This window comes from Herbidospora galbida (assembly GCF_005233835.1).
GTDB lineage: Bacteria > Actinomycetota > Actinomycetes > Streptosporangiales > Streptosporangiaceae > Herbidospora > Herbidospora galbida.
The window spans coordinates 68909-90653 of sequence record NZ_SZQA01000004.1 but is presented as its reverse complement, the minus strand read 5'-3'; the positions used below and the strand labels follow the sequence as shown (position 1 = coordinate 90653).

The 21745-nt window shown below is 70.0% G+C and carries 20 protein-coding genes; 13 read left to right on the top strand and 7 right to left on the bottom strand.

The window, feature by feature from the left end:
- The first annotated feature begins 122 nt into the window (after positions 1 to 122).
- Positions 123 to 1070, top strand: a complete 948-nt coding sequence (locus tag FDA94_RS06710) for a winged helix-turn-helix transcriptional regulator (RefSeq protein WP_170990810.1) — start codon at positions 123 to 125, stop codon at positions 1068 to 1070.
- Positions 1071 to 1263: 193 nt separating this feature from the next.
- On the opposite strand, the gene FDA94_RS06705 is transcribed toward FDA94_RS06710, so the two are convergent.
- Together FDA94_RS06705 and mce are read right to left on the bottom strand one after the other, a co-directional pair.
- Complete coding sequence (locus FDA94_RS06705; RefSeq protein WP_137246152.1) at positions 1264 to 2559, bottom strand: DivIVA domain-containing protein; 1296 nt, start codon at positions 2557 to 2559, stop codon at positions 1264 to 1266.
- A gap of 189 nt (positions 2560 to 2748) precedes the next feature.
- The gene (gene mce / locus FDA94_RS06700; protein WP_137246151.1) at positions 2749 to 3171 is read right to left on the bottom strand and encodes a methylmalonyl-CoA epimerase; all 423 of its coding nucleotides are present in this window, start codon (positions 3169 to 3171) and stop codon (positions 2749 to 2751) included.
- An 82-nt stretch (positions 3172 to 3253) separates the two neighbouring features.
- Between mce and FDA94_RS06695 the strand changes: the two genes are divergently transcribed.
- The 3 genes from FDA94_RS06695 to FDA94_RS06685 all read left to right on the top strand — a co-directional run bounded on the left by FDA94_RS06695 (position 3254) and on the right by FDA94_RS06685 (position 6293).
- A complete protein-coding gene (locus FDA94_RS06695; protein WP_137246150.1) occupies positions 3254 to 4411 on the top strand; it encodes an acetyl-CoA C-acetyltransferase in 1158 nt (385 codons plus the stop codon).
- On the top strand, positions 4408 to 5334 hold the full coding sequence (meaB, locus tag FDA94_RS06690) for a methylmalonyl Co-A mutase-associated GTPase MeaB (RefSeq protein ID WP_137246149.1): 927 nt from the start codon (positions 4408 to 4410) through the stop codon (positions 5332 to 5334). Before FDA94_RS06695 ends, meaB begins: the two co-directional genes overlap by 4 nt.
- A 65-nt stretch (positions 5335 to 5399) precedes the next feature.
- A complete protein-coding gene (locus tag FDA94_RS06685; RefSeq protein WP_137246148.1) occupies positions 5400 to 6293 on the top strand; it encodes a sulfotransferase family protein in 894 nt (297 codons plus the stop codon).
- Positions 6294 to 6337: 44 nt separating this feature from the next.
- On the opposite strand, the gene FDA94_RS06680 is transcribed toward FDA94_RS06685, so the two are convergent.
- A complete protein-coding gene (locus tag FDA94_RS06680) occupies positions 6338 to 6979 on the bottom strand; it encodes a DUF4230 domain-containing protein (protein WP_137246147.1) in 642 nt (213 codons plus the stop codon).
- Positions 6980 to 7052: 73 nt separating this feature from the next.
- Complete coding sequence (locus FDA94_RS06675) at positions 7053 to 8330, bottom strand: hypothetical protein (RefSeq protein WP_137246146.1); 1278 nt, start codon at positions 8328 to 8330, stop codon at positions 7053 to 7055.
- Between the two features lie 134 nt (positions 8331 to 8464).
- Here FDA94_RS06675 and FDA94_RS06670 point away from each other — a divergent pair, with 134 nt between their 5' ends.
- Positions 8465 to 8986 (top strand): MarR family transcriptional regulator, encoded by a 522-nt coding sequence (locus tag FDA94_RS06670; protein ID WP_137246145.1) that lies wholly within the window; start codon positions 8465 to 8467, stop codon positions 8984 to 8986.
- 32 nt (positions 8987 to 9018) lie between these two features.
- Here FDA94_RS06670 and FDA94_RS06665 read toward each other — a convergent pair whose 3' ends face one another.
- Positions 9019 to 10755 carry a S8 family serine peptidase gene (locus FDA94_RS06665; RefSeq protein WP_137246144.1) on the bottom strand — a complete coding sequence of 579 codons (1737 nt, stop codon included), beginning with the start codon at positions 10753 to 10755 and terminating at the stop codon, positions 9019 to 9021.
- Between the two features lie 165 nt (positions 10756 to 10920).
- Between FDA94_RS06665 and icmA the strand changes: the two genes are divergently transcribed.
- From icmA to FDA94_RS06650, 3 genes are all read left to right on the top strand, one after another.
- Positions 10921 to 12582: a coenzyme B12-dependent isobutyryl-CoA mutase large subunit gene (gene icmA / locus FDA94_RS06660; RefSeq protein WP_137246143.1), complete on the top strand. Its 1662-nt coding sequence runs from the start codon at positions 10921 to 10923 to the stop codon at positions 12580 to 12582.
- A 197-nt stretch (positions 12583 to 12779) separates the two neighbouring features.
- Entirely contained in the window at positions 12780 to 13715 is a 936-nt protein-coding gene (locus tag FDA94_RS06655; RefSeq protein ID WP_137246142.1) for a tetratricopeptide repeat protein, read from the top strand.
- Between the two features lie 70 nt (positions 13716 to 13785).
- A complete protein-coding gene (locus tag FDA94_RS06650) occupies positions 13786 to 15195 on the top strand; it encodes an NAD-dependent malic enzyme (protein WP_137246141.1) in 1410 nt (469 codons plus the stop codon).
- Positions 15196 to 15282: 87 nt separating this feature from the next.
- Here the strand turns inward: FDA94_RS06650 and FDA94_RS06645 are convergent, their stop codons facing one another.
- Positions 15283 to 16404 carry a hypothetical protein gene (locus FDA94_RS06645; protein ID WP_137246140.1) on the bottom strand — a complete coding sequence of 374 codons (1122 nt, stop codon included), beginning with the start codon at positions 16402 to 16404 and terminating at the stop codon, positions 15283 to 15285.
- A 122-nt stretch (positions 16405 to 16526) separates the two neighbouring features.
- Here FDA94_RS06645 and FDA94_RS06640 point away from each other — a divergent pair, with 122 nt between their 5' ends.
- Positions 16527 to 17105, top strand: coding sequence for a YqgE/AlgH family protein (locus FDA94_RS06640; protein ID WP_137246139.1), 579 nt, complete (start codon positions 16527 to 16529; stop codon positions 17103 to 17105).
- Positions 17106 to 17131: 26 nt separating this feature from the next.
- Here FDA94_RS06640 and FDA94_RS06635 read toward each other — a convergent pair whose 3' ends face one another.
- Entirely contained in the window at positions 17132 to 17737 is a 606-nt protein-coding gene (locus tag FDA94_RS06635; protein WP_170990809.1) for a TetR/AcrR family transcriptional regulator, read from the bottom strand.
- Between the two features lie 134 nt (positions 17738 to 17871).
- Here FDA94_RS06635 and FDA94_RS06630 point away from each other — a divergent pair, with 134 nt between their 5' ends.
- The 4 genes from FDA94_RS06630 (at position 17872) to FDA94_RS06615 (ending at position 21699) form a co-directional block, all read left to right on the top strand.
- Positions 17872 to 19437 (top strand): DHA2 family efflux MFS transporter permease subunit, encoded by a 1566-nt coding sequence (locus tag FDA94_RS06630; protein WP_137246137.1) that lies wholly within the window; start codon positions 17872 to 17874, stop codon positions 19435 to 19437.
- A 72-nt stretch (positions 19438 to 19509) separates the two neighbouring features.
- Entirely contained in the window at positions 19510 to 19773 is a 264-nt protein-coding gene (locus FDA94_RS06625; RefSeq protein WP_030455569.1) for a DUF3039 domain-containing protein, read from the top strand.
- An 81-nt stretch (positions 19774 to 19854) separates the two neighbouring features.
- Positions 19855 to 20871 carry a zinc metalloprotease gene (locus FDA94_RS06620; RefSeq protein ID WP_137246136.1) on the top strand — a complete coding sequence of 339 codons (1017 nt, stop codon included), beginning with the start codon at positions 19855 to 19857 and terminating at the stop codon, positions 20869 to 20871.
- 171 nt (positions 20872 to 21042) lie between these two features.
- Positions 21043 to 21699 carry a hypothetical protein gene (locus tag FDA94_RS06615; RefSeq protein WP_137246135.1) on the top strand — a complete coding sequence of 219 codons (657 nt, stop codon included), beginning with the start codon at positions 21043 to 21045 and terminating at the stop codon, positions 21697 to 21699.
- Positions 21700 to 21745: the final 46 nt, after the last annotated feature.

Genomic DNA, 21745 nt, shown 5'->3' with positions numbered 1-21745 from the left:
CTCCCTCAAGGACCGGCGCGACCGGTCTGAAGACGCTTCAACGATGACGTGAATTCCGCATGGATTGCGCGAATTGTGGTGGCCGGTACCGGTCAGTGACCGGAATCTGCCAAGGTTGTCCCATGTGGGAAGCCATCGGCCTGAGCTCCCTCGAAGAGCGCCTCTACCGGCTCCTCCTGCGTGACCCCAAGATCACGCCGGACGAGGCGGCCCGCCGCCTCGAGTCCTCGCCGGAGACCGTCGGGGCCGCGCTGGCCCGTCTGCAGGAGACCGGTCTCATGGAGTCCGACCCCCTGTCCGGGTTCCGGCCCGCCGACCCCCGCATGGCGATCGGGTCGGCGATCAGGCGCCGCCGCGCCGAACTCGACCGGCTCGCCGTCGAGGCCGAGGAACTGGCCACCGACTTCCAGGAAGGCCTGCTGCGGGCCGACCCCGGGCGGGTCATCGAGGTCGTCGAAGGGGCCGCCGCCGCCGGGCGCAAGGTCGCCGAACTGGCCGCGCAGGCGCAGGAAGAGATCCTCGCCATCGACACCCCGCCCTACGCCACCAGCGGCACCTCGATCGACGCCGAGTCGGCCGCGCTCGCCCGGGGCGTGCGGGTGCGGGCGCTCTACTCCTCGCTGGTGCTCGACATACCCAAGAAGCTCGACGAGATCCGCCAGGTGACCGCACTGGGGGAGCAGGCCCGGATACTGGCCGAAGTCCCCATCAAGCTCATCCTGGTCGACCGCTCCACCGCGCTGCTGCCGCTCACCGACCGGGAGGAAGGGGTCCGGTTCACCTCGGTAGTGGTCGGACGCAGCGCCCTCACCAACGCCCTCGTCGCCCTCTTCGAGACCCTCTGGCGCGAGGCCTCCCCGGTGTGGGGCAACGGCACGGGCGCGATCGACGGCGTCGACCAGCAGATCCTCGAACTCCTCGCGGTCGGCATGAAGGACGAGGCGATCCTCCGCCAGTTGGGCATGTCGGAGCGCACCCTGCGCCGCCGCATCGCGACCCTCCTGAGCAGGCTGGGCGCGACGGGCCGCTTCCAGGCGGGGGTGCAGGCCGCGCGCAAGGGCTGGATCTAGTCCTTCCGTTACGGCTCCGCCCACTCCGGCGCCGCCCGCCGCACGCAGTGCCCGCCGCATCCGGCGCCACCCGGTCGCGCCGGTGACATGCGGCCGACGACCGGCACGGGGACACACGAGAAAAGGCCCGGCGGATATCCGCCGGGCCTTACTCATGTCCTGTAGCCGTTCGCCCCGAGTCGATGCCGAGTGGTTACTCCTGCCACCACTCCGCGTCGTCGTCGGCCTTGGCCGCAACGGGCTCGGCCGGCTTCGGCACGGGCTTGTGCTCGACCGGCGGGGCCGCCGACAGGGCGGGCTTGACCGGGGCGGCGGCCACGACGGGCGCGGGCTCCGGCTCCATGCCCGGGAGGGCGGCGCCGCCGAGGAGCTGGCGGAGCTGGGCGAGGTGGCTGGTGATGCTGTCGCGCTGACGGGTCAGCTCGTCGACCTGGCGCTGCATCGCAGTGCGGGTGCGCTCGGCCTCGTTCTTCGCGTCGGTCGTGATCGACTCGGCGCTCGTCTTGGCCTCGGCGACCAGCTGGTCGGCGTTCTTGCGCGCGTTGGCGAGCAGCTGCTTGGCGTGGGTGTCGGCCTCGCGCCGGGTCTGCTCGGCCTGCTGGGTGGCCTTGGTGGCGCGCTGCTCGGCGGTGGCCGCCCGCTGCTCGGCCTCGGCGACCAGCTTCTGGGTGTTGGCCTGCGCGGTGGCGTGGCGCTCGGCCTCCTGGCGCTCGGCCTCCTCGCGGCGGCTGGCGAGCTGGATCTCGAACTCGGCTTCGTCCTGGGCCCGCTTGGCCTCGGACTCCTCGAGCACCCGCTGGGCCTGGGCGCGCATCTCGTCGGCCTGGCGCTTGGCGGTGGTGAGGATCTCGTCGCGCTCGCGCTTGGTGCTGGCGCGCAGCTGGGCGACCTCACGCTCGGTGGTGGTGCGCAGCTTGGCGATCTCGCGCTCGGCGTCGGCGCGCTTCTCGGCGACCTCGTGATCGGCGGTGGCGCGCTGCTTGGCGACCTCGCGCTCGGTCGTGTTGGTCAGCTCGTCGGCCTCACGCTTGGCCGTGCCCCGGATCTCCTCGGCGTCGCGCTCGGCGGCCGTGCGCATCTCGTCGGCCTCACGCGTCGCGAGCGCCCGCTTCTCGGCGGCCTCGTTCTCGGCGGCGGCCCGGGTGTCGGCGGCGTCGACCTTGGCGGCGGCCTTGATCTCGTTGGCCTCCGACCGTGCCGCCTGCACCAGTTCGGTGGCCTGCTCTTCAGCGAGACGCAGGAGCTGCTCGATCCGGGCGCCGAGGCCCGAGTAGGTCGGACGCTCCTGCTCCTGCAACTGGCGCTGCGAGTCGGACAACTCGCGCTGAAGCGAGCCGACCTGCTCACGCGCCTGCCGCAAATCGGTGTCGAGCTGCTTCAAGTGGTCGTGGACCTGGTGCCGGTCATAGCCACGAAGCACCACGTCGAATTCCCGGGAGGGGGCGTCTTCGAAGAAATTGTTGAGCTGGGCATCGATGTCGGACTGCATGAGGCTCGATCCTGGGTTGTCGAGACGGCTACACGGGCCGGACGGGGGGTTTGGGACATCCGAGGCGAGGAGCCCATTAGGGTGGGATCCACGTCCGGTGGAAGGCCAGCGTACTCCGAGCGTGCGCCGTTGGAGGCCTCCACGGACTTTCTGCGCGACTTGTTACGTATGAACCTTTCTTACGTTCCATTACGCCCTCGGAGCCTCGACCAGCTCTGTCAGCACTCCTCCCACATCCTTGGGGTGGAGAAACGCGATTGAGGCACCCATAGAGCCATGACGTGGGCGTTCGTCAATCAACCTGACACCTTTTGCGGCGATTTCCGCCATTGCCTTGCTGACGTCCGCCACCCCGTAACCGATGTGGTGCACGCCCTCGCCGCGCTTGGCCAGGAACTTGCCGACGGCCGTCTCCGGACTCAGCGGTTCGAGCAGTTGCACGTAGCTCGTCCCGCCCTCGCCGTCGGCCACGTGGAGCATGGCCTCGCGGACCCCCTGCGCCTCGTTGACCTCGCGGCTCACCACGACGAGGCCGAACGTCGACTCGTAGAACTCGATCTTCTCCTCGAGGTTGTGACACGCGATGCCCACATGGTCGATTCGCAGAAACATTGGCAGGCCCTCCTTGACTAGGCGCTGAACGCTGCTGGGTATGGTGACACCGTCGCCCCCATATCGCGTAGGAGGCCCTCCAATGTCCGGTTCCGTCATCGTCGCCGGAGCTCGCACGCCGATCGGCCGTCTGCTCGGCGCCCTCTCCGGTCTGTCCGCCGTCGAACTGGGCGGCGTCGCCATCAAGGCCGCGCTCGAGCGGGCCGGTGTCGCCCCCTCCGACGTACAGTACGTGATCATGGGGCAGGTCCTCCAGGCAGGCGCGGGGCAGCTTCCCTCACGTCAGGCCGCCGTCAAGGCCGGCGTCCCGATGAGCGTGCCGTCGCTCACGATCAACAAGGTCTGCCTGTCCGGCCTCGATGCGATCGCCCTGGCCGACCAGCTCATCCGCGCCGGCGAGTTTGACATCGTCGTCGCCGGCGGCATGGAATCGATGTCCAACGCGCCGCACCTCCTGCCGGGTCTGCGCAAGGGCGTCAAGTACGGCGCCGCCGAGGTGCTCGACTCGATGGCCTTCGACGGCCTCACCGACGCCTACGACCAGATCGCCATGGGCGAGTCGACCGAGCGCCACAACGCCCGCCTGAAGATCTCCCGCGAGGACCAGGACGCCTTCGCCGCCCGGTCCCACCAGCTCGCCGCCGCCGCCATCAAGAACGGCGTCTTCGACGACGAGATCGTCGCCGTCGACGAGTTCACCGCCGACGAGGGCGTGCGCCCCGACACCACGGCCGAGAAGCTGGCGAGGCTCCGGCCCGCCTTCACCAAGGACGGCACCATCACCGCCGGATCGGCCTCGCAGATCTCCGACGGCGCGGTCGCGGTCGTCGTCATGTCGAAGGCCAAGGCCGAGGAGCTGGGCCTGACCTGGCTGGCCGAGATCGGCGCCCACGGCAACGTGGCGGGCCCCGACAACTCGCTGCAGTCGCAGCCCGCCAACGCCATCGCCCAGGCGCTGGCCAAGCAGGGCCTCGACGCCGGCGACCTCGACCTCGTCGAGATCAACGAGGCGTTCGCCCAGGTCGTGCTCCAGTCGGCGAAGGAGCTCGGCATCTCCCTCGACAAGGTGAACGTCAACGGCGGCGGCATCGCGCTCGGCCACCCGATCGGCGCCTCCGGCGCCCGGATCGTGCTGGCCCTGGCCCACGAGCTGCGCCGCCGGGGCGGCGGCCTCGGCGCGGCGGGCCTCTGCGGCGGCGGCGGACAGGGCGACGCCCTGATCATCAGCGTCCCCGCGTGAACGACCTCGTAGAGAAGGCGCGCGCCGGCAACGCCCGCGCGGTCGCGCGCCTCATCTCGCTGGTCGAGAGCGGCTCCGACAATGAGCTGCGGGAGGCGGCGAAGCTGCTGAAGGCGCCGGGCCGGGCCCGCGTCGTCGGCCTGACCGGCTCGCCGGGCGTCGGCAAGTCGACTACGACGGCCGCGCTCGTCAAGGCGCTGCGCGCGCGGGGCGACCGGGTGGGCGTGCTGGCCGTCGACCCGTCGTCGCCCTTCACCGGCGGCGCGCTGCTCGGCGACCGGGTGCGCATGCAGGACCACGCGCTCGACGACGGCGTCTTCATCCGGTCGATGGCGACGCGCGGTCACCTGGGCGGCCTGTCGTGGGCGGTGCCGCAGGCGCTGCGCGTGCTCGACGCGGCCGGGTTCGACGTCGTCCTGGTCGAGACCGTGGGGGTCGGGCAGGCGGAGGTCGACGTCCGGGCGCTCGCCGACACCACGGTCGTGCTGCTGGCCCCCGGGATGGGCGACGGGGTGCAGGCCGCCAAGGCGGGCATCCTCGAGATCGCCGACGTGTTCGTGGTCAACAAGGCCGACCGCGACGGCGCCCAGTCGACGGTGCGCGACCTGCGCAACATGATCTCGCTCGGCGGCGCCGCCTGGCGGCCCCCGGTGGTGCCGACGGTGGCCGTCCGCGACGAGGGAATCGGCGACCTCGTGAAAGCGCTCGACGACCACGCGCGTCATCTGAGTGAAACCGGAGAAGGAAGGGCCAGACGCCTTGCGCGGGCCCGCGACGAAATCACCGCGGTCGCACTGCGCGCATTGCGGGACAGATTCGGCGATCCGGCCAGTGACCTGCGCCTATACCGCCTCGCCCAAGACGTGTTGGACGGCCTTGCCGACCCTTATACTGCGGCTGACAATGTGATTGCGGAGCTGTGACGCACTTCGACGTTTCCCAGTCGAAGTTCACCCTCGATTAACTTGGTGTCCCTACGTTGCCAGCCATGAAGTGGAAGCAAGTGGTCAATACGACCCTTGAGGGCGTGACCGGTTATACGATCCAGCGTCAGAAGTTGCCCGTGCGGCCGGTCTCGCCGCCGAAGCCCATGACGCCCCCGCTGCCGGCCCGGCTCGAGGGCGACGTCGCGCGTCCCCCCGCCGACCTCGAAGCCGACCGGTTGTTGCGCGCGCCGGTGTTCATCCTGTCGCCGCCCCGTTCGGGGTCGACCCTGCTGCGGTCGATGATGAACAGCCACTCCCAATTGCACTCGCCCATCGAGACCCACTTCCGGCGCATCTCGACCAACCTGAACACCGACCCGGTCCGCCAGGCCGTCGTGGCGCTCGGCCACAACCAGAGTGACGTCGAGCACCTGCTGTGGGACCGGCTGCTGCACCGCGAGCTGATCCGCTCGGGCAAGCCGACCCTGGTGGAGAAGACCCCCAGCAACGTGTTCGCGTGGAAGCGCCTGTCGATCTGCTGGCCCGACGCCCGGTTCGTCTTCCTGTTGCGCCACCCGCTCTCGATCGCCCGCTCGTGGCACGAGGCCGACCCGGTCAAGCGGCCGATGCACGAGGCGGTGCGGCACACCTTCCAGTACATGAAGTACCTGGAGGAGGCCCGCCACCGCCTGCCCGGTCATGAGATCACCTACGAGAAGCTGACGACCGACCCCGAGAACGAGCTGCGGGCGCTGTGCGCCACGCTGCGCATCCCGTTCGAAGACGGGATGCTCGACTACGGCCGCCACAACAAGCCGACCGACTTCACCAAGGGCATCGGCGACTGGCGCGACAAGATCCAGTCCGGCCGGGTGCAGCCGGGGCGGGAGCTGCCGGCGCCGGAAGAGGTGCCCGAGATGCTCCGCGACGTGGCCCGGAAGTGGGGCTACATCTAGCGGGCGCGTGAACGAGGCCCTCCGATCGGAGGGCCTCGTCGTCGCTACGGCTGGGGGCCGTACTTCACCGTGACGTTGGTGAAGCCGAGGGCCTTCATCATGCCCTCGATGGCCGCCTTGGTGTTCTGGTCGGCGCGGTTGCGCAGGTCGCTGGCGGTGGCCGCCTCGGTGATCTTCTTCTCGGCCAGGAGGTAGAGCTCCTTCTGGTCGGGCGGGTTCGACGACAGGAAGTCCTGGGCGCGGTCGATGAGGCCGCGTTCCTGCGCGTAGACGTAGGAGCGGCTGTTGTCGAGGCTGGGCTTCTCCAGCGCCGCGTGCGGCAGGGTCACGGTCACCGACTTGCGGTCTTCGGAGACCGAGACGGCCTCGCCGGTGAGGCCGCCGAACTCGACGTAGGCGTCGACCGTGCCGGCGCCGACGAACAGGGTGCGGGTGCCCTTGACGGCGTCGGGCAGGAAGGCGGCGTCCTTCTCGAGGTCGACGATGACCTGGAAGCTGCCGGTGGCCGCCTGGTAGCGGCTCATGTTCTGGATCGACTGCAGCAGCGCGGGCTGGCTGCGGTCGATGCTCTGCTCCCCGAACGGGTCGAGCCACGTCCAGGCCAGTCGGCCGCCCACCACGAGGAGCAGCGCGACGAACAACAAACCGGCGAGCCAGCGCCAGGCGCGGCGGGGGCCGCGCCTCACTGGGGCCGGTTGAGCGAGCGGTGCGCGAGTCTGTCCGGTCACGGTGGGACATCTTCCCGCAAAGCCCGCCGTTTCACCTCGCCTGTGGGCCAGACATCACCGTGGGGCTCGGCACGGGATGGGTGTACGCCGCCGCGCCGAAGTGGGCGGCCTGCAGGCGGCAGTTGGCGAAGTCGGCGTAGTACATGCGCAGCCACTCGCGGCGCTGCTGCTCGGTGAGCACCGCGAACCAGGCCGAGGCCGTCTGGTGCTCGGGGTAGTCGCCCGGCGGCAGCGGTTCGCCGCGCAGCCAGGCCAGCACGATCTCGCGGTATCCGGCCGATCGCTGCGCCGGGCACGGACGGGAGAGGCGCTCGACGAACTCGCGGGCCGCGCGGTCGGCGTAGCCGGCGCCGAGGTCGTCGACGTGGATCGGGACCACCCCGCCCTGGAGGGTCTCGCCGGTCTTGCGGGAGTGCTGCTCGACCCGGTTGAAGGCCGCCGGGGTGCCGCTCAGCCGGGCCGCGATGCCGGTGAAGGCGGTGCCCAGCTCGGGCAGGCCCTCTTTCATGCCGGGGTGGACGCACACCGTGATCGGCCAGTCCTGGCACGAGTAGGCCACCTGGCCCGGGTGGGGACGGTGGTCGGACACCAGCCGGGCCACCCCGACCCCGGCCGTCAGCACCGCGACCATCGCCGCCGCCAGCGCCACCGAATGGCGGGTCACCGCGGCCGTCCAGCCCATGAGCAGGGCCAGGCTGAGGCCCAGCAGCCAGAGGGTCTGGTCGACGAACGCGGTGGTGCTCAGGCCCTCGAACAGGTCGTAGGGCTCGCGGGTGCCCGGCGCGAGCCGGTCGGCCCAGGTGGTGCGGGTGGAGATCCACGTGAAGACCGCGTAGACGGTGAACCCGGCGAGCATCGGCGTGATCGAGTAGGGGATCAGCCAGCCGATGACCCAGCCGAGGACGACGTACAGGACCAGACCGGCGGCGCCCATGGCCAGGCCGCTGGGCAGCAGCTTCCCGGCCTGCTCGTCGGCGACGGCCCGCAGCGACAGCACCATCACGGTCGCCCCGAACGAGCCGGTCACGACCGCGAGGATCGCCACCGGGGCCTTCAGCACCCGCCACGACTCGGGGCGGTTCTTCGACCGGCGCTTGCGCACCGCCACCCAGGCCGCGAACGCGCACGCCACCGGGCCGGTCAGCCGGACCGAGCCGATCACCGCGATCACGATGTTGTCCCAGGCCATCACTCCGGGGATGAGCACCGTCCAGGCCGTCACCAGACCGAGGGCGAGCAGCACGGTCACCGTCACGACCGCGCTCTGCTTCAGCTCCTCGCGTGACACGCCCTTGTGCTCACGCCCCATGTAGGACCCCCCGTCGAACCCCGATAACCATAACGGAGCGTAATGTTTGGGGGGTGCTTCTTCTGGTCAAGGACTGAGTTTGGTCACGGTGCGTGAAGTCCCAAAGCGGACTATCGCCGCGCTACGGTAGGCGCGTGCCCCTCAACCTGCCGTTCGACCCCATCGAGCGCGCCGCCGAGACCTGGCGAGAGCGGTTCGGTCCGTCGTCCGCCATGGCCGCGGTCACCTCGATCATGAGAGCCCACCAGATCCTGATCGCGCAACTGGACGCGCTGCTCAAGCCCTATGACTTGACCTTCGCCCGCTACGAGGCACTGGTGCTGCTCACCTTCAGCCGGACCGGCGCGCTGCCGCTGTCGAAGATCGGCGAGCGCCTCATGGTCCACCCGACGAGCGTGACCAACACCGTCGACCGCCTGGAGAAGGCGGGGCTGGTCCGGCGCATGCGCAACCCCAACGACGGGCGCGGCGTCCTGGCCGAGATCACCGACGCGGGGCGCGAGGCCGTGCGCGGGGCCACGGCCGACCTGATGGGGGCCGACTTCGGTCTCGGCATGTACGACCACACCGCGCTCAAGGACATGTTCGACAGCCTGCGCACCCTCCGGGTCGCGGCGGGCGACTTCACCGACGGCGAGGGGCCCGCCCCGCGGTAGCGGAACGGGCCCCCTTTTGACGGCTGACGGGCTTAGTGGCCCACGGCCCTCAGGGCGTTCACGATGCCGGAACCGTAGAAGCCGTTCCGGAGGGTGTTGCCCTCACAGGTGTGCGTCGCGGTCACGGTCGAACCGGTCGGCAGGTGACGGGTGTAGGTGTAGCTGCCGCCGGGCGGGCACGGGGTCTTGACCGCGGTCGCCTTCAGGCGGGCCTCCACCACGTCGGGGTCGAGGCCGAAGCCGCCGCCCCACGTGGCGCGGCCGTACTTGCTGACGATCAGGGCGGCGACGCCGGCGGCGCGCGGCGAGGCCATCGAGGTGCCCTGGAGGTACTGGTAGTAGGCGCAGGTCGAGCCCTTGCAGTCGCGCACCACGTAGTCGACCGTCGGAACGCCGTTCTCGTCGATCTCCTCGTTGGCGCGGGCCAGCGACTCGGGGTAGGCCGACAGGGTCGCCCTGGTGACGTCACGGGTGTTGCCCGGCGTGTCGTAGGTGTCGCCGCCGGGGGCCGCGACGTCGATGTACCCGTTGCCGAAGCTGGAGTAGTACGACTTGCGCTTGCTGATGCCCGTCGAGGAGACGGAGATCACGTGCTCGCCCTCACCGGGCAGCGAGATGCAGCTCGGCGGGATCGTCCGGTCGTAGGGCGCCTCGCCCGGCTCGCTGGCGAAGTCGGGGCTGCCCGAGTCGACGTTGGTCTTGGTGTAGTCGATCGCCTCGTTGCCGGCCGCGCCCACCAGGGTGACGCCCTTGCGGTGCGCGTAGTTCAGCGCCCGCTGGGTGGCCTTGATGATGGTCGCCTGCTCCGCGCGGGCGGCGGGGGAGTCGGCCGGGTTGTCGACGCAGTTGAACAGCCACGGGTCGATGTAGTAGCTCATATTGACGACGTCGACGCCGATGTCGCCGGCGTAGGTCAGGGCGTCGACAGAGGGCTGCAGGAAGAAGTAGCCCGAGTCCTGGCCGGCCCGGATGTTGACGATCGTCACGTTCGGGGCCACGCCCGCGACGCCCAGCTTGTTCAGCGGCGAGGCGATCGACGACGCGACGTGCGTGCCGTGGCCGTCTTCGTCGACGTTGGCGGGGTCGTTGCACGACTGGTCGGGCTCGGCCTCACACGGACCGTCGATCTCGTCGCCGTTGGCGTCGACGGGGACGTCGGTGGTGAAGTTGCGGCTCAGCCGGTTGCTGAAGTTCGGGGCGATGTCGGGGTGACTGCCGTCGACGCCGGTGTCGAGGATGCCGACGAGGACCCGCTTGTCGCCGGTCTCGTACTTGTGCGCCTCGTTGGCCTTCATCTGGTCGAGGTCCCACTGGGCCTCGTCGAGCGGCTCGGCGGAGGGCTTCTTGCCCCACTTCTTGTTGATCTGGCCGCCGTGGTTGCGGCCTTCCTTCTCAAGGGCGCGCGACTCGACGACCTTCTTGAGCGCGGCCTTGGCGCGGGCGTTGACCTCGGGGGCATGGCCGATCACCCGGTTGTGGGCGACCCCTTCGATCAGCGGGCTGGCCGAGACGGCGGCCGCGAAACCGGCGTTCGTGGTGCTGACCGTGGCGACGCCGACGGCGGTGTTGACCTTCACGACGGAGCCGCCGGCCGCCTGGACGGCCTTCTGGGCCTCGGCGGTGCTGGCGCCCTCCTTGTAAAGGACGACGTACTCGCTAGCGGTGTCGGCCGCGACGGTGGGCACCTGGGCCTGAGCCGTCGTGGCGGGCGCCGTCAGCGCCGCCGCGGTTAACACCACAGCGGACGCGATGACGATGCTGCGCTTCACTGCCACCTCCCTGTAGGCAGATTGGGACGACGCTCATATTTGGTGATTGACGCCCCGTGTCATAGGTCAGTGGAAATTCGCAATCAATGTGTGACATTGAGGTGTTGATCTCCCTAACCCTGGCGATAACTAGTAGGACGTCCTAGTATCTGGGCGGGAGGTCACATGGACGAGATCAACTCCGGCCGCGCGCGGTGGCAGGCGAGATTCGACGCGGCGCCGAAACGCGACCGCGAATTCCGCACCCTGTCGGGGCTTCCGGTCGACCCGGTCTACGGCCCGGCGGCGCCCGATCCCCGGTTCGAGCGCATCGGCTGGCCGGGTGAGTTCCCCTTCACCCGCGGCCTCCATCCGACCGGCTACCGGGGCCGTCCCTGGACGATCCGCCAGTTCGCCGGCTTCGGCAACGCCCGGCAGACCAACGAGCGCTACAAGATGATCCTCGGCGCGGGCGGCGGCGGCCTGTCGGTCGCCTTCGACATGCCGACTCTCATGGGCCGCGACTCCGACGACGCCCGCTCGCTCGGCGAGGTCGGCCACTGCGGCGTGGCCATCGACAGCGCCCTCGACATGGACCTGCTGTTCGACGGCATCCCGCTGGGCGACGTCACGACCTCGATGACCATCAGCGGCCCGGCGGTGCCGATCTTCTGCATGTACGTCGTGGCGGCCGAACGCCAGGGAGTGCCCGCCCGCGCCCTCAACGGCACCCTGCAGACCGACATCTTCAAGGAGTACATCGCGCAGAAGGAGTGGCTGTTCGCCCCCGAACCCCACCTGCGCCTCATCGGCGACCTGATGGAGTACTGCGCCGCCGAGATCCCGGCCTACAAGCCCCTCTCGGTCTCCGGCTACCACATCCGCGAGGCCGGCTCGACGGCCGCGCAGGAGCTCGCGTTCACCCTCGCCGACGGGTTCGGCTACGTCGAGCTGGGCCTGTCGCGGGGGCTCGACGTCGACGTGTTCGCCCCCGGCCTGTCGTTCTTCTTCGACGCCCACATCGACTTCTTCGAGGAGATCGCCAAGTTCCGCGCCGCCCGCCGCATCTGGGCCCGCTGGATGCGCGACGTCTACGGCGCGACGACCGAGAAGGCGCAGTGGCTGCGCTTCCACACCCAGACGGCCGGAGTGTCGCTGACCGCCCAGCAGCCCGACAACAACATCGTCCGGACCGCCGTCGAGGCCCTGGCGGCGGTGCTCGGCGGCACCCAGTCGCTGCACACCAACGCGCTCGACGAGGTGCTCGCCCTGCCGTCGGCCAAGGCCGCCGAGATCGCGCTGCGCACCCAGCAGGTGATCATGGAGGAGACCGAGGTCGTCAACGTGGCCGACCCCCTGGGCGGCTCCTGGTACGTCGAGGCGCTGACCGACCGCCTGGAGGAGGAGGCCGAGGCGATCTTCGCGAAGATCCGCGAGATGGGGCCCGACGGCACGATGACCGGCGGGATCCTGCGGGGGATCGAAGACGGGTGGTTCATGTCGGAGATCGCCGAGGCGGCCTTCGACTACCAGCGCAAGCTGGAGAAGGGCGAGAAGAAGATCGTGGGGGTGAACTGCCACACCGCCACGACCGAGGAGCCGCTGGAGATCCTGCGGATCAGCCACGAGGTGGAGAAGGAGCAGAACCGGGTGCTCGCCGCCCGGCGCACCGCCCGCGACCAGGCCTCGGTCGACGCCTCCCTGCGCGAACTGCTGGAGGTCGCGCGGGGGACCGGGAACATGGTGCCGCCCATGATCGAGTGCGCCCGTCGCGAGGCCACCCTCGGCGAGATCTGCGACGTCCTCCGTGACGAGTGGGGGACCTACACCGAACCGCCGCGGTTCTAGACCGTTCGGGCCGCCCAGACGTCGTCGGACGGCCGGGTCTGCCCGGCGTCGCGGCGCGTGCTCCCGCGGTCCTGGGCGCCATGGACGGTGGGCGCGGGGGGCGGCGGGAGGTGGCCGGGGTGGGCGGAGCCGTAACGGAGCAGAGGTTTTCCGGGGTGCGGAGTGGGAGCCCTCGCCGATGCGGCAGGATTGGCCTTATGGCAGCGGACTTCTCTCGACCCGGATCGCTCTACGGCGCCATCGACCTCGGCGCCCGTAAGCAAGCCCTCGACGCGCAGGCCCGGCGGGAGGCCGCCGCGCAGAACCCGGCCGCCCCCGGCGCGGCGCCCGAGATCATCGACGCTACGGCGGCGACCTTCACGACCGAGGTCGTGGAACGGTCGATGGGGGTGCCGATCGTCGTCGAGGCGACGGTGCCGCGGGCCGCCCAGGTGCAGGAGTTCAGCCGCGCGCTCGAGAAGCTCGCCGCCGAGGCCAAGGGCGCCTGGCTGCTGGCCAAGGTCGACGTCGAGGCCAACCCCGAGCTGGCCCAGGCGCTGCGGATGCGCGCCATCCCCACCGTCTACCTGGCCTTCCAGGGGCAGCTCATGCCGCTGTTCGAGGGGCCGCTGTCCGAGCCGCAGCTGCGTCAGGCCATCGCCCAGGTCTTCGAGCAGCTCGGCGTCGCGCTGCCGCCGCCCGGCGAGGGAGACGACGAGGCCACCCCGCAGGAGCCCGCCGTCGACCCCGACCTGCTCGCCGCCGACATGGCCATCGAAGACGGCGACCTCGAGGCCGCCGCCCAGGCCTTCCAGCGGCTGCTCGCCCGCCAGCCCGGCAACGAAGAGGCCAAGATCGGCCTGGCCGGGGTCGGCCTGCTCAGCCGCACCCTCGACCTCGACCCCGCCGACGTGCTGAACCGGGCCGCCGCCGCGCCCGCCGACGTGGCGCTGCAGCTCCAGGCCGCCGACGTCGAACTGCTCGGCGGCCAGGTCGACGCCGCCTTCGACCGGCTCATCGCCACGGTCCGCCGGAGCGCCGGCGACGACCGCGACAAGGCCCGCGTCCACCTGCTGAGCCTGTTCGAGACGCTGCCCGCCGACGATCCCTCGGTGGCCAAGGCGCGCCGCGGTCTCGCCTCCGCGCTCTTCTGAACCGGGCATATCACCTGCTGGATGGTGGCACGATTGGATGCACACCCAATGCGCAAAGGAGCGGATTGACGTGGCTACCGTGCCCAGCGTGTCCTATTCGATCACCGTCCGTCTGGAAGTGCCCGCAGGGGGCAAGGCGGTGAGCCAGCTCACCCATGCGGTCGAGAACGCCGGAGGCGTCGTCACCGCCCTCGACGTGACCAACGCCGGACATGAGAAGCTGCGCATCGACGTGACCTGCGCCGCCCGTGACACCGACCACGCCCAGGCGATCGTCGACCGCCTGGGCGAGGTCGAAGACGTGGTGATCCACAAGGTCTCCGACCGGACCTTCCTGATGCACCTCGGCGGCAAGATCGAGATGAAGTCGAAGGTGCCGCTGCGCAACCGCGACGAACTCTCGATGGCCTACACGCCGGGCGTCGCGCGGGTCTCCATGGCGATCGCCCGCAACCCCGAAGACGCCCGCCGCCTGACGATCAAGCGGAACTCGGTCGCGGTCGTGACCGACGGCTCCGCCGTCCTGGGCCTCGGCAACATCGGCCCCGCCGCAGCCCTCCCCGTGATGGAGGGCAAGGCCGCCCTGTTCAAACGGTTCGCCGGCATCGACGCGTGGCCCATCTGCCTCGACACGCAGGACGCCGACCAGATCGTCGAGATCGTCCGGGCCATCTCGCCCGGGTTCGGCGGCATCAACCTCGAAGACATCTCGGCGCCCCGCTGTTTCGAGATCGAGCGCCGGCTGCGCGAACTCGTCGACATCCCCGTCTTCCACGACGACCAGCACGGCACCGCGATCGTCGTGCTGGCCGCGCTCACCAACGCGCTGCGGGTGGTGAAGAAGGAACTGCCCGACGTCCGCATCACCCTCGCCGGCGCCGGCGCGGCCGGCACCGCCGTGCTGCGCCTGCTGCTCGCCGCCGGGGCGCGGAACGTCATCGTGTGCGACTACCTGGGCGCCGTCCACCAGGGCCGCGACGACCTCGACGAGTCGCTGCGCTGGATCGCCGAGCACACCAACGCCGAGGGCTACAGCGAAGACCTGCGCGGCGCCGTCAAGGGCGCCGACGTGTTCATCGGCGTCTCCGCCCCCGGCATCCTGACCGGCGACGACATCGCGACGATGAACTCCGACGCGGTCGTCTTCGCCCTCGCGAACCCCGAGCCCGAGGTGTCGCCCGACGACGCGCGCGAACACGCGGCCGTGGTGGCGACCGGCCGCTCCGACTACCCCAACCAGATCAACAATGTGCTGGCCTTCCCCGGCGTCTTCCGCGGCCTCCTCGACGCCCAGGCCGACGGGGTCACCCAGGAGATGCTCCTGGCCGCCGCCCGCGCCCTGGCGGCGGTGGTGTCACCTGAGGAACTCGGCCCCAACTACATCGTGCCGAGCGTGTTCCACCCCGACGTGGCGGGCGCGGTCGCGGCGGCGGTCCGGGAATCGGCGGGCGGCAAGGCCCGCGGCTTCACCGAGGCGTAGTTTCCGGTACGACCTGCTTCGGCCTGATGGCGTGACTGGTGCGTGTGATCCGGCCCGGGCTGGGTTTCCAGGCCGGGCCGTTTCGAGCTAGCGAGGGGTCACCGGGAAGGTTCGGCGGGGCCAGATACGGGCCAGCCACCAGAAGACGCCGCCCATGATGACCAGGCCGCCCGCCGTGGCGACCTTGCCCCACAGGTCGGCGGGCGGGCCGGTGTAGGGGAGCACGTCCTCGTCGTGTACGCGGTCGCGGTTCCACCAGCCGATGTTCTCGGCCTCGCGTTCGCCCCAGCCGCCGTGGTCGGGGCCGTGGTCGTCTTCGCGGTCCCACCAGCCGCCGTGGTGGTCGCCGTGGCGGTGGTGGTCGTCGCGGTTCCACCAGTTGTCGTGGTGGTGATGGTGGTCGCGGTTCCACCAGTTGTGCTCTTCCCGGTTCCACCAGCCGCCGTGGCCCCGGTCGCCGTGGTGGTCCCACCAGCCGCCGTGGTCGTGGTGGTCGTGGTGATCCTGGCCCCATTTGCCGAAGTCGAAGAGGCCGTGGTGGCGGTCGCCCTGGTGGTCTTCGCGGCCTTGACCCCATTTGTCGAAGTCGAACAGGCCGTGGCCCCGGTCGCCCTGGTGGTCGTGGTGGTCCTGGCCCCATTTGCTGAAATCGAAGAGACCCTGCTGGCGGTCGCCGCCGTCACTTTGGCGGTCTTCGCGGTCCTGGCCCCATTTCCCGGAGTCGAACAGACCCTGCTGGCGGTCGCCGCCCTCGCTTTGACGGTCTTCGCGGTCCTGGCCCCACTTGCCGAAGTCGAACAGGCCGTGGTGGACCTCTTCGGAACCCTGCTGGTCCTCCCTCTGCCGGCCGGCCGTACGGGTGGTGGCCGGCAGGCAGGCGTCGATCCAGCGTTCGGAGACCTGTTCGCCGTCGCCGTGGACCTTGAGGCGGGCGCTCCGGGTGATCCGTACCGACTCCTCGACGGTCTCGTTGGCCGCCGAGCGGCCGCGGGCGATGACGTCGTCGTCGCGGTAGAGGGTGAACTCGTGGGCGTCGGGACCGGGGTTGGTGATGCTGACCAGGACCTCGCCGGAGGCGCAGTCGATCTTGTCGTACTTCACCTGGAGCGGAGGCGGGGCCGCGGCCGCTTGGCCGGGCAGCAGCAACGCCGCCCCGATCGGTGCGGCCAGCAGCGCGAACGCCCTGCGTGCCGGTGTGCTCTGTCCCACGGGTCCCCCTCGGCCAAGATCTTTCTTGTACGGAGAGTTCCCATGTCCTCCAATTTCATAACTCAGAGTAACGGGGTGGGGTGACGTGCGCGAATCGGCCTTCCTGTCGCATCATGGAGGGTATGGCGGAGTCGATCTACGTCGGTGGGCTGCTGGTGGCGACGCCACTGCTCGACGACCCGAACTTCCGGCGTAGTGTCGTCCTCATCCTGGAGCACGACGAAGACGGCGGCACGCTCGGTGTGGTGATCAACAGGCCCAGCGACATCAGCGTCACGTCGGTACTCCCCACCTGGGACCCTTTGGTGACCGGCCCGTCGGTCCTGTTCGAGGGCGGGCCCGTACAGACCGACAGCGCCCTGGCCCTCGCCGTCGTCATGAGCGGCGCCGAACCCCTCGGCTGGCGCCGCCTCCACACCGGCCGCCGGGGCGTCTCCCGCCTCGGCACCGTCGACCTCGACGCGCCCCCCGAGATCCTGGCGGGCGAGATATCCCAGATGCGGATCTTCGCCGGCTACGCCGGCTGGACGCAGGGCCAGCTGGCGGGCGAGGTCGCCCAGGGCGCCTGGTACATCGTCGACTCCGAACCGGGCGACACCTTCCACCCGCACCCGTCGTCACTGTGGCGAACGGTCCTCAGGAGACAGCCGGGCGAACTGGCCTTCGTGGCCAGCTATCCCGACGACCCCTCCCAGAACTGACGGCACACCCCGGGAAGCCGGGGTCGTCAGCGGTCCCAGTCGGGGGTCATCAGGTCGTCCACCAGAGCGAAGGTGTCTTCCAGGCGTTTGGTCATGCCTTCGAGGTCGCTCAGTTCTTCGACCGTGCAGTTCTCGAAGCCGACTCTGATCGTGCTCGTGAACGTCGCGGTCACGAACTGGCTGCGCAGATCGTCGGCTCCGCGGCGTCTGGCCACCTCTTCCAAGATGCGCCGCTCGTTGGCGAGCATCAGGCGCATCTGGCCCGCGAAGATGGTCGGGGTCGCCTCGACGACCTGCCTGGCCTTGAGGAAGCGCTGCTTGTCCTCCGGTTCGCCGTCGCGCAGGAGCGCCACCGCGCCCCGCATGGCCTGGGCGAGCGCCGTAAAGGGGGACTCGGTTCCGGGACGGTCGTGGAGCTCCGATAGAAATACGTCCTGCGCGTCGGTGGCGGGCGCCAGGGCCACTTCCTCCTTCGAGCCGAAGTAGCGGAAGAACGTGCGGGGCGACACGTCGACCGCCGCCGCGATCTGGTCGATCGTCGTCGACTCGTAGCCCTGCTCCAGGAACAGGTCGAGGGCCGCGTCGATGAGCGCGACGCGTGTCTTGAGCTTCTTGCGCTCACGCAGACCCACCCCTGTCACCTCCTCGAAACATTCAGTTCACCAGCTGCCAGTTGTCAGGATATGTCGGATAAAACACTTTGTCATCTGTCATGGACTGACATAATCTACGTCGCGTTGACTTTCTATCCGGGGGAGAACCCGTTATGTCACAGACCACCGCCCTGCCGAAGGAGGCGCAAGGCGAAGCCGGCCCAGCTCGGCCGTGGCTGACCCTGCTGGCCGTCTCGCTCGGCGTGATCATGGTGATGCTCGACGGCACCGTCGTCGCCATCGCCAACCCGGTCATCGGGGCCGAACTCCAGGCCTCGCTCGCCGACCTCCAGTGGGTGACCAGCGGATATCTGCTGGCCCTGGCGGTCTTCCTCATCACCGCCGGCAAGCTCGGTGACATCTTCGGGCACAAGCGGGTGTTCCTGATCGGCGTCGTCGGCTTCGCGCTGACCTCGCTGGCGATCGGCCTGACCTCCTCGATCGGCCCCCTGATCGCCTTCCGTGTGCTGCAGGGCCTCTTCGGCGCGCTGCTCCAGCCCGCCGCGCTGGCGCTGCTGCGCATGGCCTTCCCCGGTGACCGGCTCAACATGGCGATGGGCGCCTGGGGCGGCATCATCGGCCTGTCGTCGGCGGCCGGCCCGATCGTGGGCGGCCTGCTGGTCGAGCACGTCAGCTGGCAGTCGGTCTTCTTCATCAACGTGCCGGTCGGCGTCATCGCCCTCGCGGTGGGCTGGTGGGCGCTGAGCGAGAGCAAGGCCAAGTACCTCTCCAAGGTCGACTGGCTGGGCGTGGTGCTGCTGTCGATCATGATGTTCTCGCTGGTCTGGGCGATCATCAAGGCCCCCGAGTGGGGTTGGGGCGACACCGGCACGCTGATCTCCCTCGCCGTCGCCGTCGTGTTCCTCGTCGGGTTCCTCTGGTGGCAGACCCGGGTCTCCCAGCCGTTGCTGCCGCTCGGCCTGTTCCGCAACGCGTCGTTCTCGGTCGGTACGACCCTGATGATCCTCACCGCGTTCTCCATGTTCGGCGCGATGTTCTTCCTGACCTTCTTCTTCCAGGGCGTCCACGGCCTGTCGCCGCTGGAGTCGGGCCTGCGCATGCTGCCCATGAGCGCCGGCATGATCGTCGCCTCGCCGCTGGCCGGGTTCCTGATCGGCAAGCTCGGGCCGCGGATCATGATCTCGGGCGGCATGCTCATCACCGCCGTCGCGATGTTCCTGATGTCGCGCCTGTCGATCGACGCGGCGTTCGTCGACAGCGCCATCCCGTTCGTGCTGCTGGCCTTCGGCCTGTCGCCCGTCTTCGTCGGCGCCACCGAGATCATCGTCGGCAACGCCCCCGAGGAGCTCTCGGGTGTCGCGGGCGGCCTCCAGCAGTCGGCCATGCAGGTCGGCGGCGCGCTGGGCACCGCCATCCTCGGCGCGATCGTCGCGGCGAAGGTCTCGTCGGTGTACGAGGGCTACCTCGGCCCCGTCGCCCAGTCGTTCCCCCCGGAGCAGCTCGCGGGTCTCAAGGACGCCGCCTCCTACGGCGCCGCCCCCACCGGCCTGCCCGAGCAGATCGCCGGCGCGGTCACCAACGCCTCGCACCTGTCGTTCATGGACGGCCTGCACCTCGGCTTCGAGGTCAGCGCCGGCGTGGCGGTCTTCGCGGCGGTCATCGCCCTGCTCGTCAGGGCCGGCCGCAAGACCGAGGGCGCTGCGGTGCACATCGGCTGAGAAACTCCCAAACGGTGGCTCCCCTCCTTTTTTTTGGGGTGGGAGCCACCACAGTTTGTAGACTCGGTTCCCGTGAGCAGTACGAAGATTCTTCCCGACCAGAAGACCGAGGTCGTCCCGCGCACGTCCCACGGCGGCGACGGCGACCACGAGCGGTTCAGCCACTACGCCGACCGGAACAAGGTCACCGAGAGCTACATCACGGGTGCGCCGGTACGGGCGATCTGCGGCAAGGTGTGGGTGCCCAGCCGCGATCCGAAGAAGTATCCCGTCTGCCCCGAATGCAAGGAGATCTACGAGGGTCTCCCCAAGGGGGAGTCGGGCGACGACAAGTGACGGGTGTCACTACCTCTTGATCGACTCCGATGCGGCTAGCGTTCGAACTCTGGTCCGGACCGGTCGCATCGGGGGAATCGAATGGCCCGGCGTCTTCTCGCCGTCTCTTTGGCATGCCTTTTTTCACTGACGGCCCCACCCGCGGAAGGCGCCGATCACAGGCACGGGCATGACCACGGGCACGACCACGACTGCCCGTCGCCCGAACGCGCCTCCGGCCGCGCCGAGCCCCGGCCGCTGACCGCCACCGAGTTCGCCCAGATGAACGCGGCCCTGCGCAACCACCCCGGGCCGGTCCCCCCGACGGTCACCGTGCCGCTGTGGGTCCACGTGCTCACCGACGGCCACACCGGCGCGCCCGACGCGGCGGTCCGCGAACAGGTCAACGTGCTCAACCGGGCCTACTCGGGTGGCTACGGCGGCGCCGACACGGGCGTGCGGTTCGCGCTGCGCGGCATCACCCGCACCGAGAACCGCGACTGGTTCCGCAACCCGCTCGGCATGGAAGACCCCATGAAGACCAGCCTGCGCAGGGGCGGCTCGGAAACCCTCAACCTGTACGTCTCCCAGCTCAGCGAACTGGTGCTGGGCTACGCGACCTATCCCAACTGGTACGCCGGCAACCCCAGCCAGGACGGCGTCGTGATCGACTGGCGCACCCTGCCCGGTGGGGCGCTGCGCAACTTCAACTTCGGCTTCACCGGCGTCCACGAGATCGGCCACTGGCTGGGCCTCGTCCACACCTTCGAGAACGGCTGCTCCGAACCGGGCGACTCCGTGGACGACACCCCGTTCCAGGCCACCCCCACCGAGGGCTGCCCCGATCGGCGGGACTCGTGCGCGGCGGCCGGTGAGGACCCGATCCACAACTTCATGGACTACGCCCACGACCGCTGCATGAACCAGTTCACCGCCGGACAGGGGCTGCGGATGCGGCAGGCGTGGGTGACCTACCGAGGCGGCGTCGCGGGAATCCAAACGCGGTCGAGCATGGTCTCCGGGCTGCTCGGCACCCAGGCGGGCCAGGCGCCGATCGCGCCCCCTCGGCCCCACATGGGGATGGCGGCCTCGCTGTTCCTGCCGCGCGGCCGGGGCTGAGCCGTCGTGGCGGTCGCCTTGCGAGACCGGTCGGCGCCGGATGCGGCGCGGGCCGGGGTCGGCGGGCGGGGCCGGGGTGGGCGGAGCCGTAACGGAACGAGGCTCTTCTGGTGATAGCGAAACCGTGATCGTTGTTGACGGCTGGGGCTCCGGCGTGACTGACTGGGCGGCATGGACGAGCGGAGGGTCTGGCCGCCCACCGACGACGCCGACGATCTGCCTCCTTCGGCCCGCTGGTACGGCACGCCCGCTCCACCGCCGCGCCGCATTCCGCGCGGGCTGCGCCGCCTCCTGCTGATCGCGATCGTGTCGCTGGGCGCCGGTGCGGTCATCGGGGGGATCGTGTTGTTCGTGCTGAGCCGCCCCGAGGCGCCGGTCGAGACGGTGCTGGTCACCGACGAGCTGGCCGGGCTCACCTACCCGATCCCGCCGGGGTGGCACGAGGGCGCGCTCGCGCCGGTCACCGGGTTCACCTCGGTCGCCGTCAACGACGACCGCGCCACCGTGATGGCCCGGCCGGGGGAGAAGCTCGACGCGGCCGACCCGCGCCCCGCGCTGCTCAAGCTGGCCGAGACCTACTCGCGGCTGCTGCTGCACGGCGACACGATCGACGTCGTCGACGACGAGAAGGTCGAGATCGGCGGACGCACCGGCCACACCCGCGCGGTGCGGGCCGAGTATCGCGACGTGGTGAACCAGCCGGCCTTCCTGCGGGTCACCGTGCTCACCGCCGAAGAGGGGCGCAGTGTGGTCATGCTGGGCCTCGCGCACCCCGACGACCCGGTCTCGCGGCGCGAGATAGACACGATCATGACGGGCGCGCGATAGCAGTTACCAGGCACGATGGCGAGGATCTCGCGGCCTCGGCACGTCT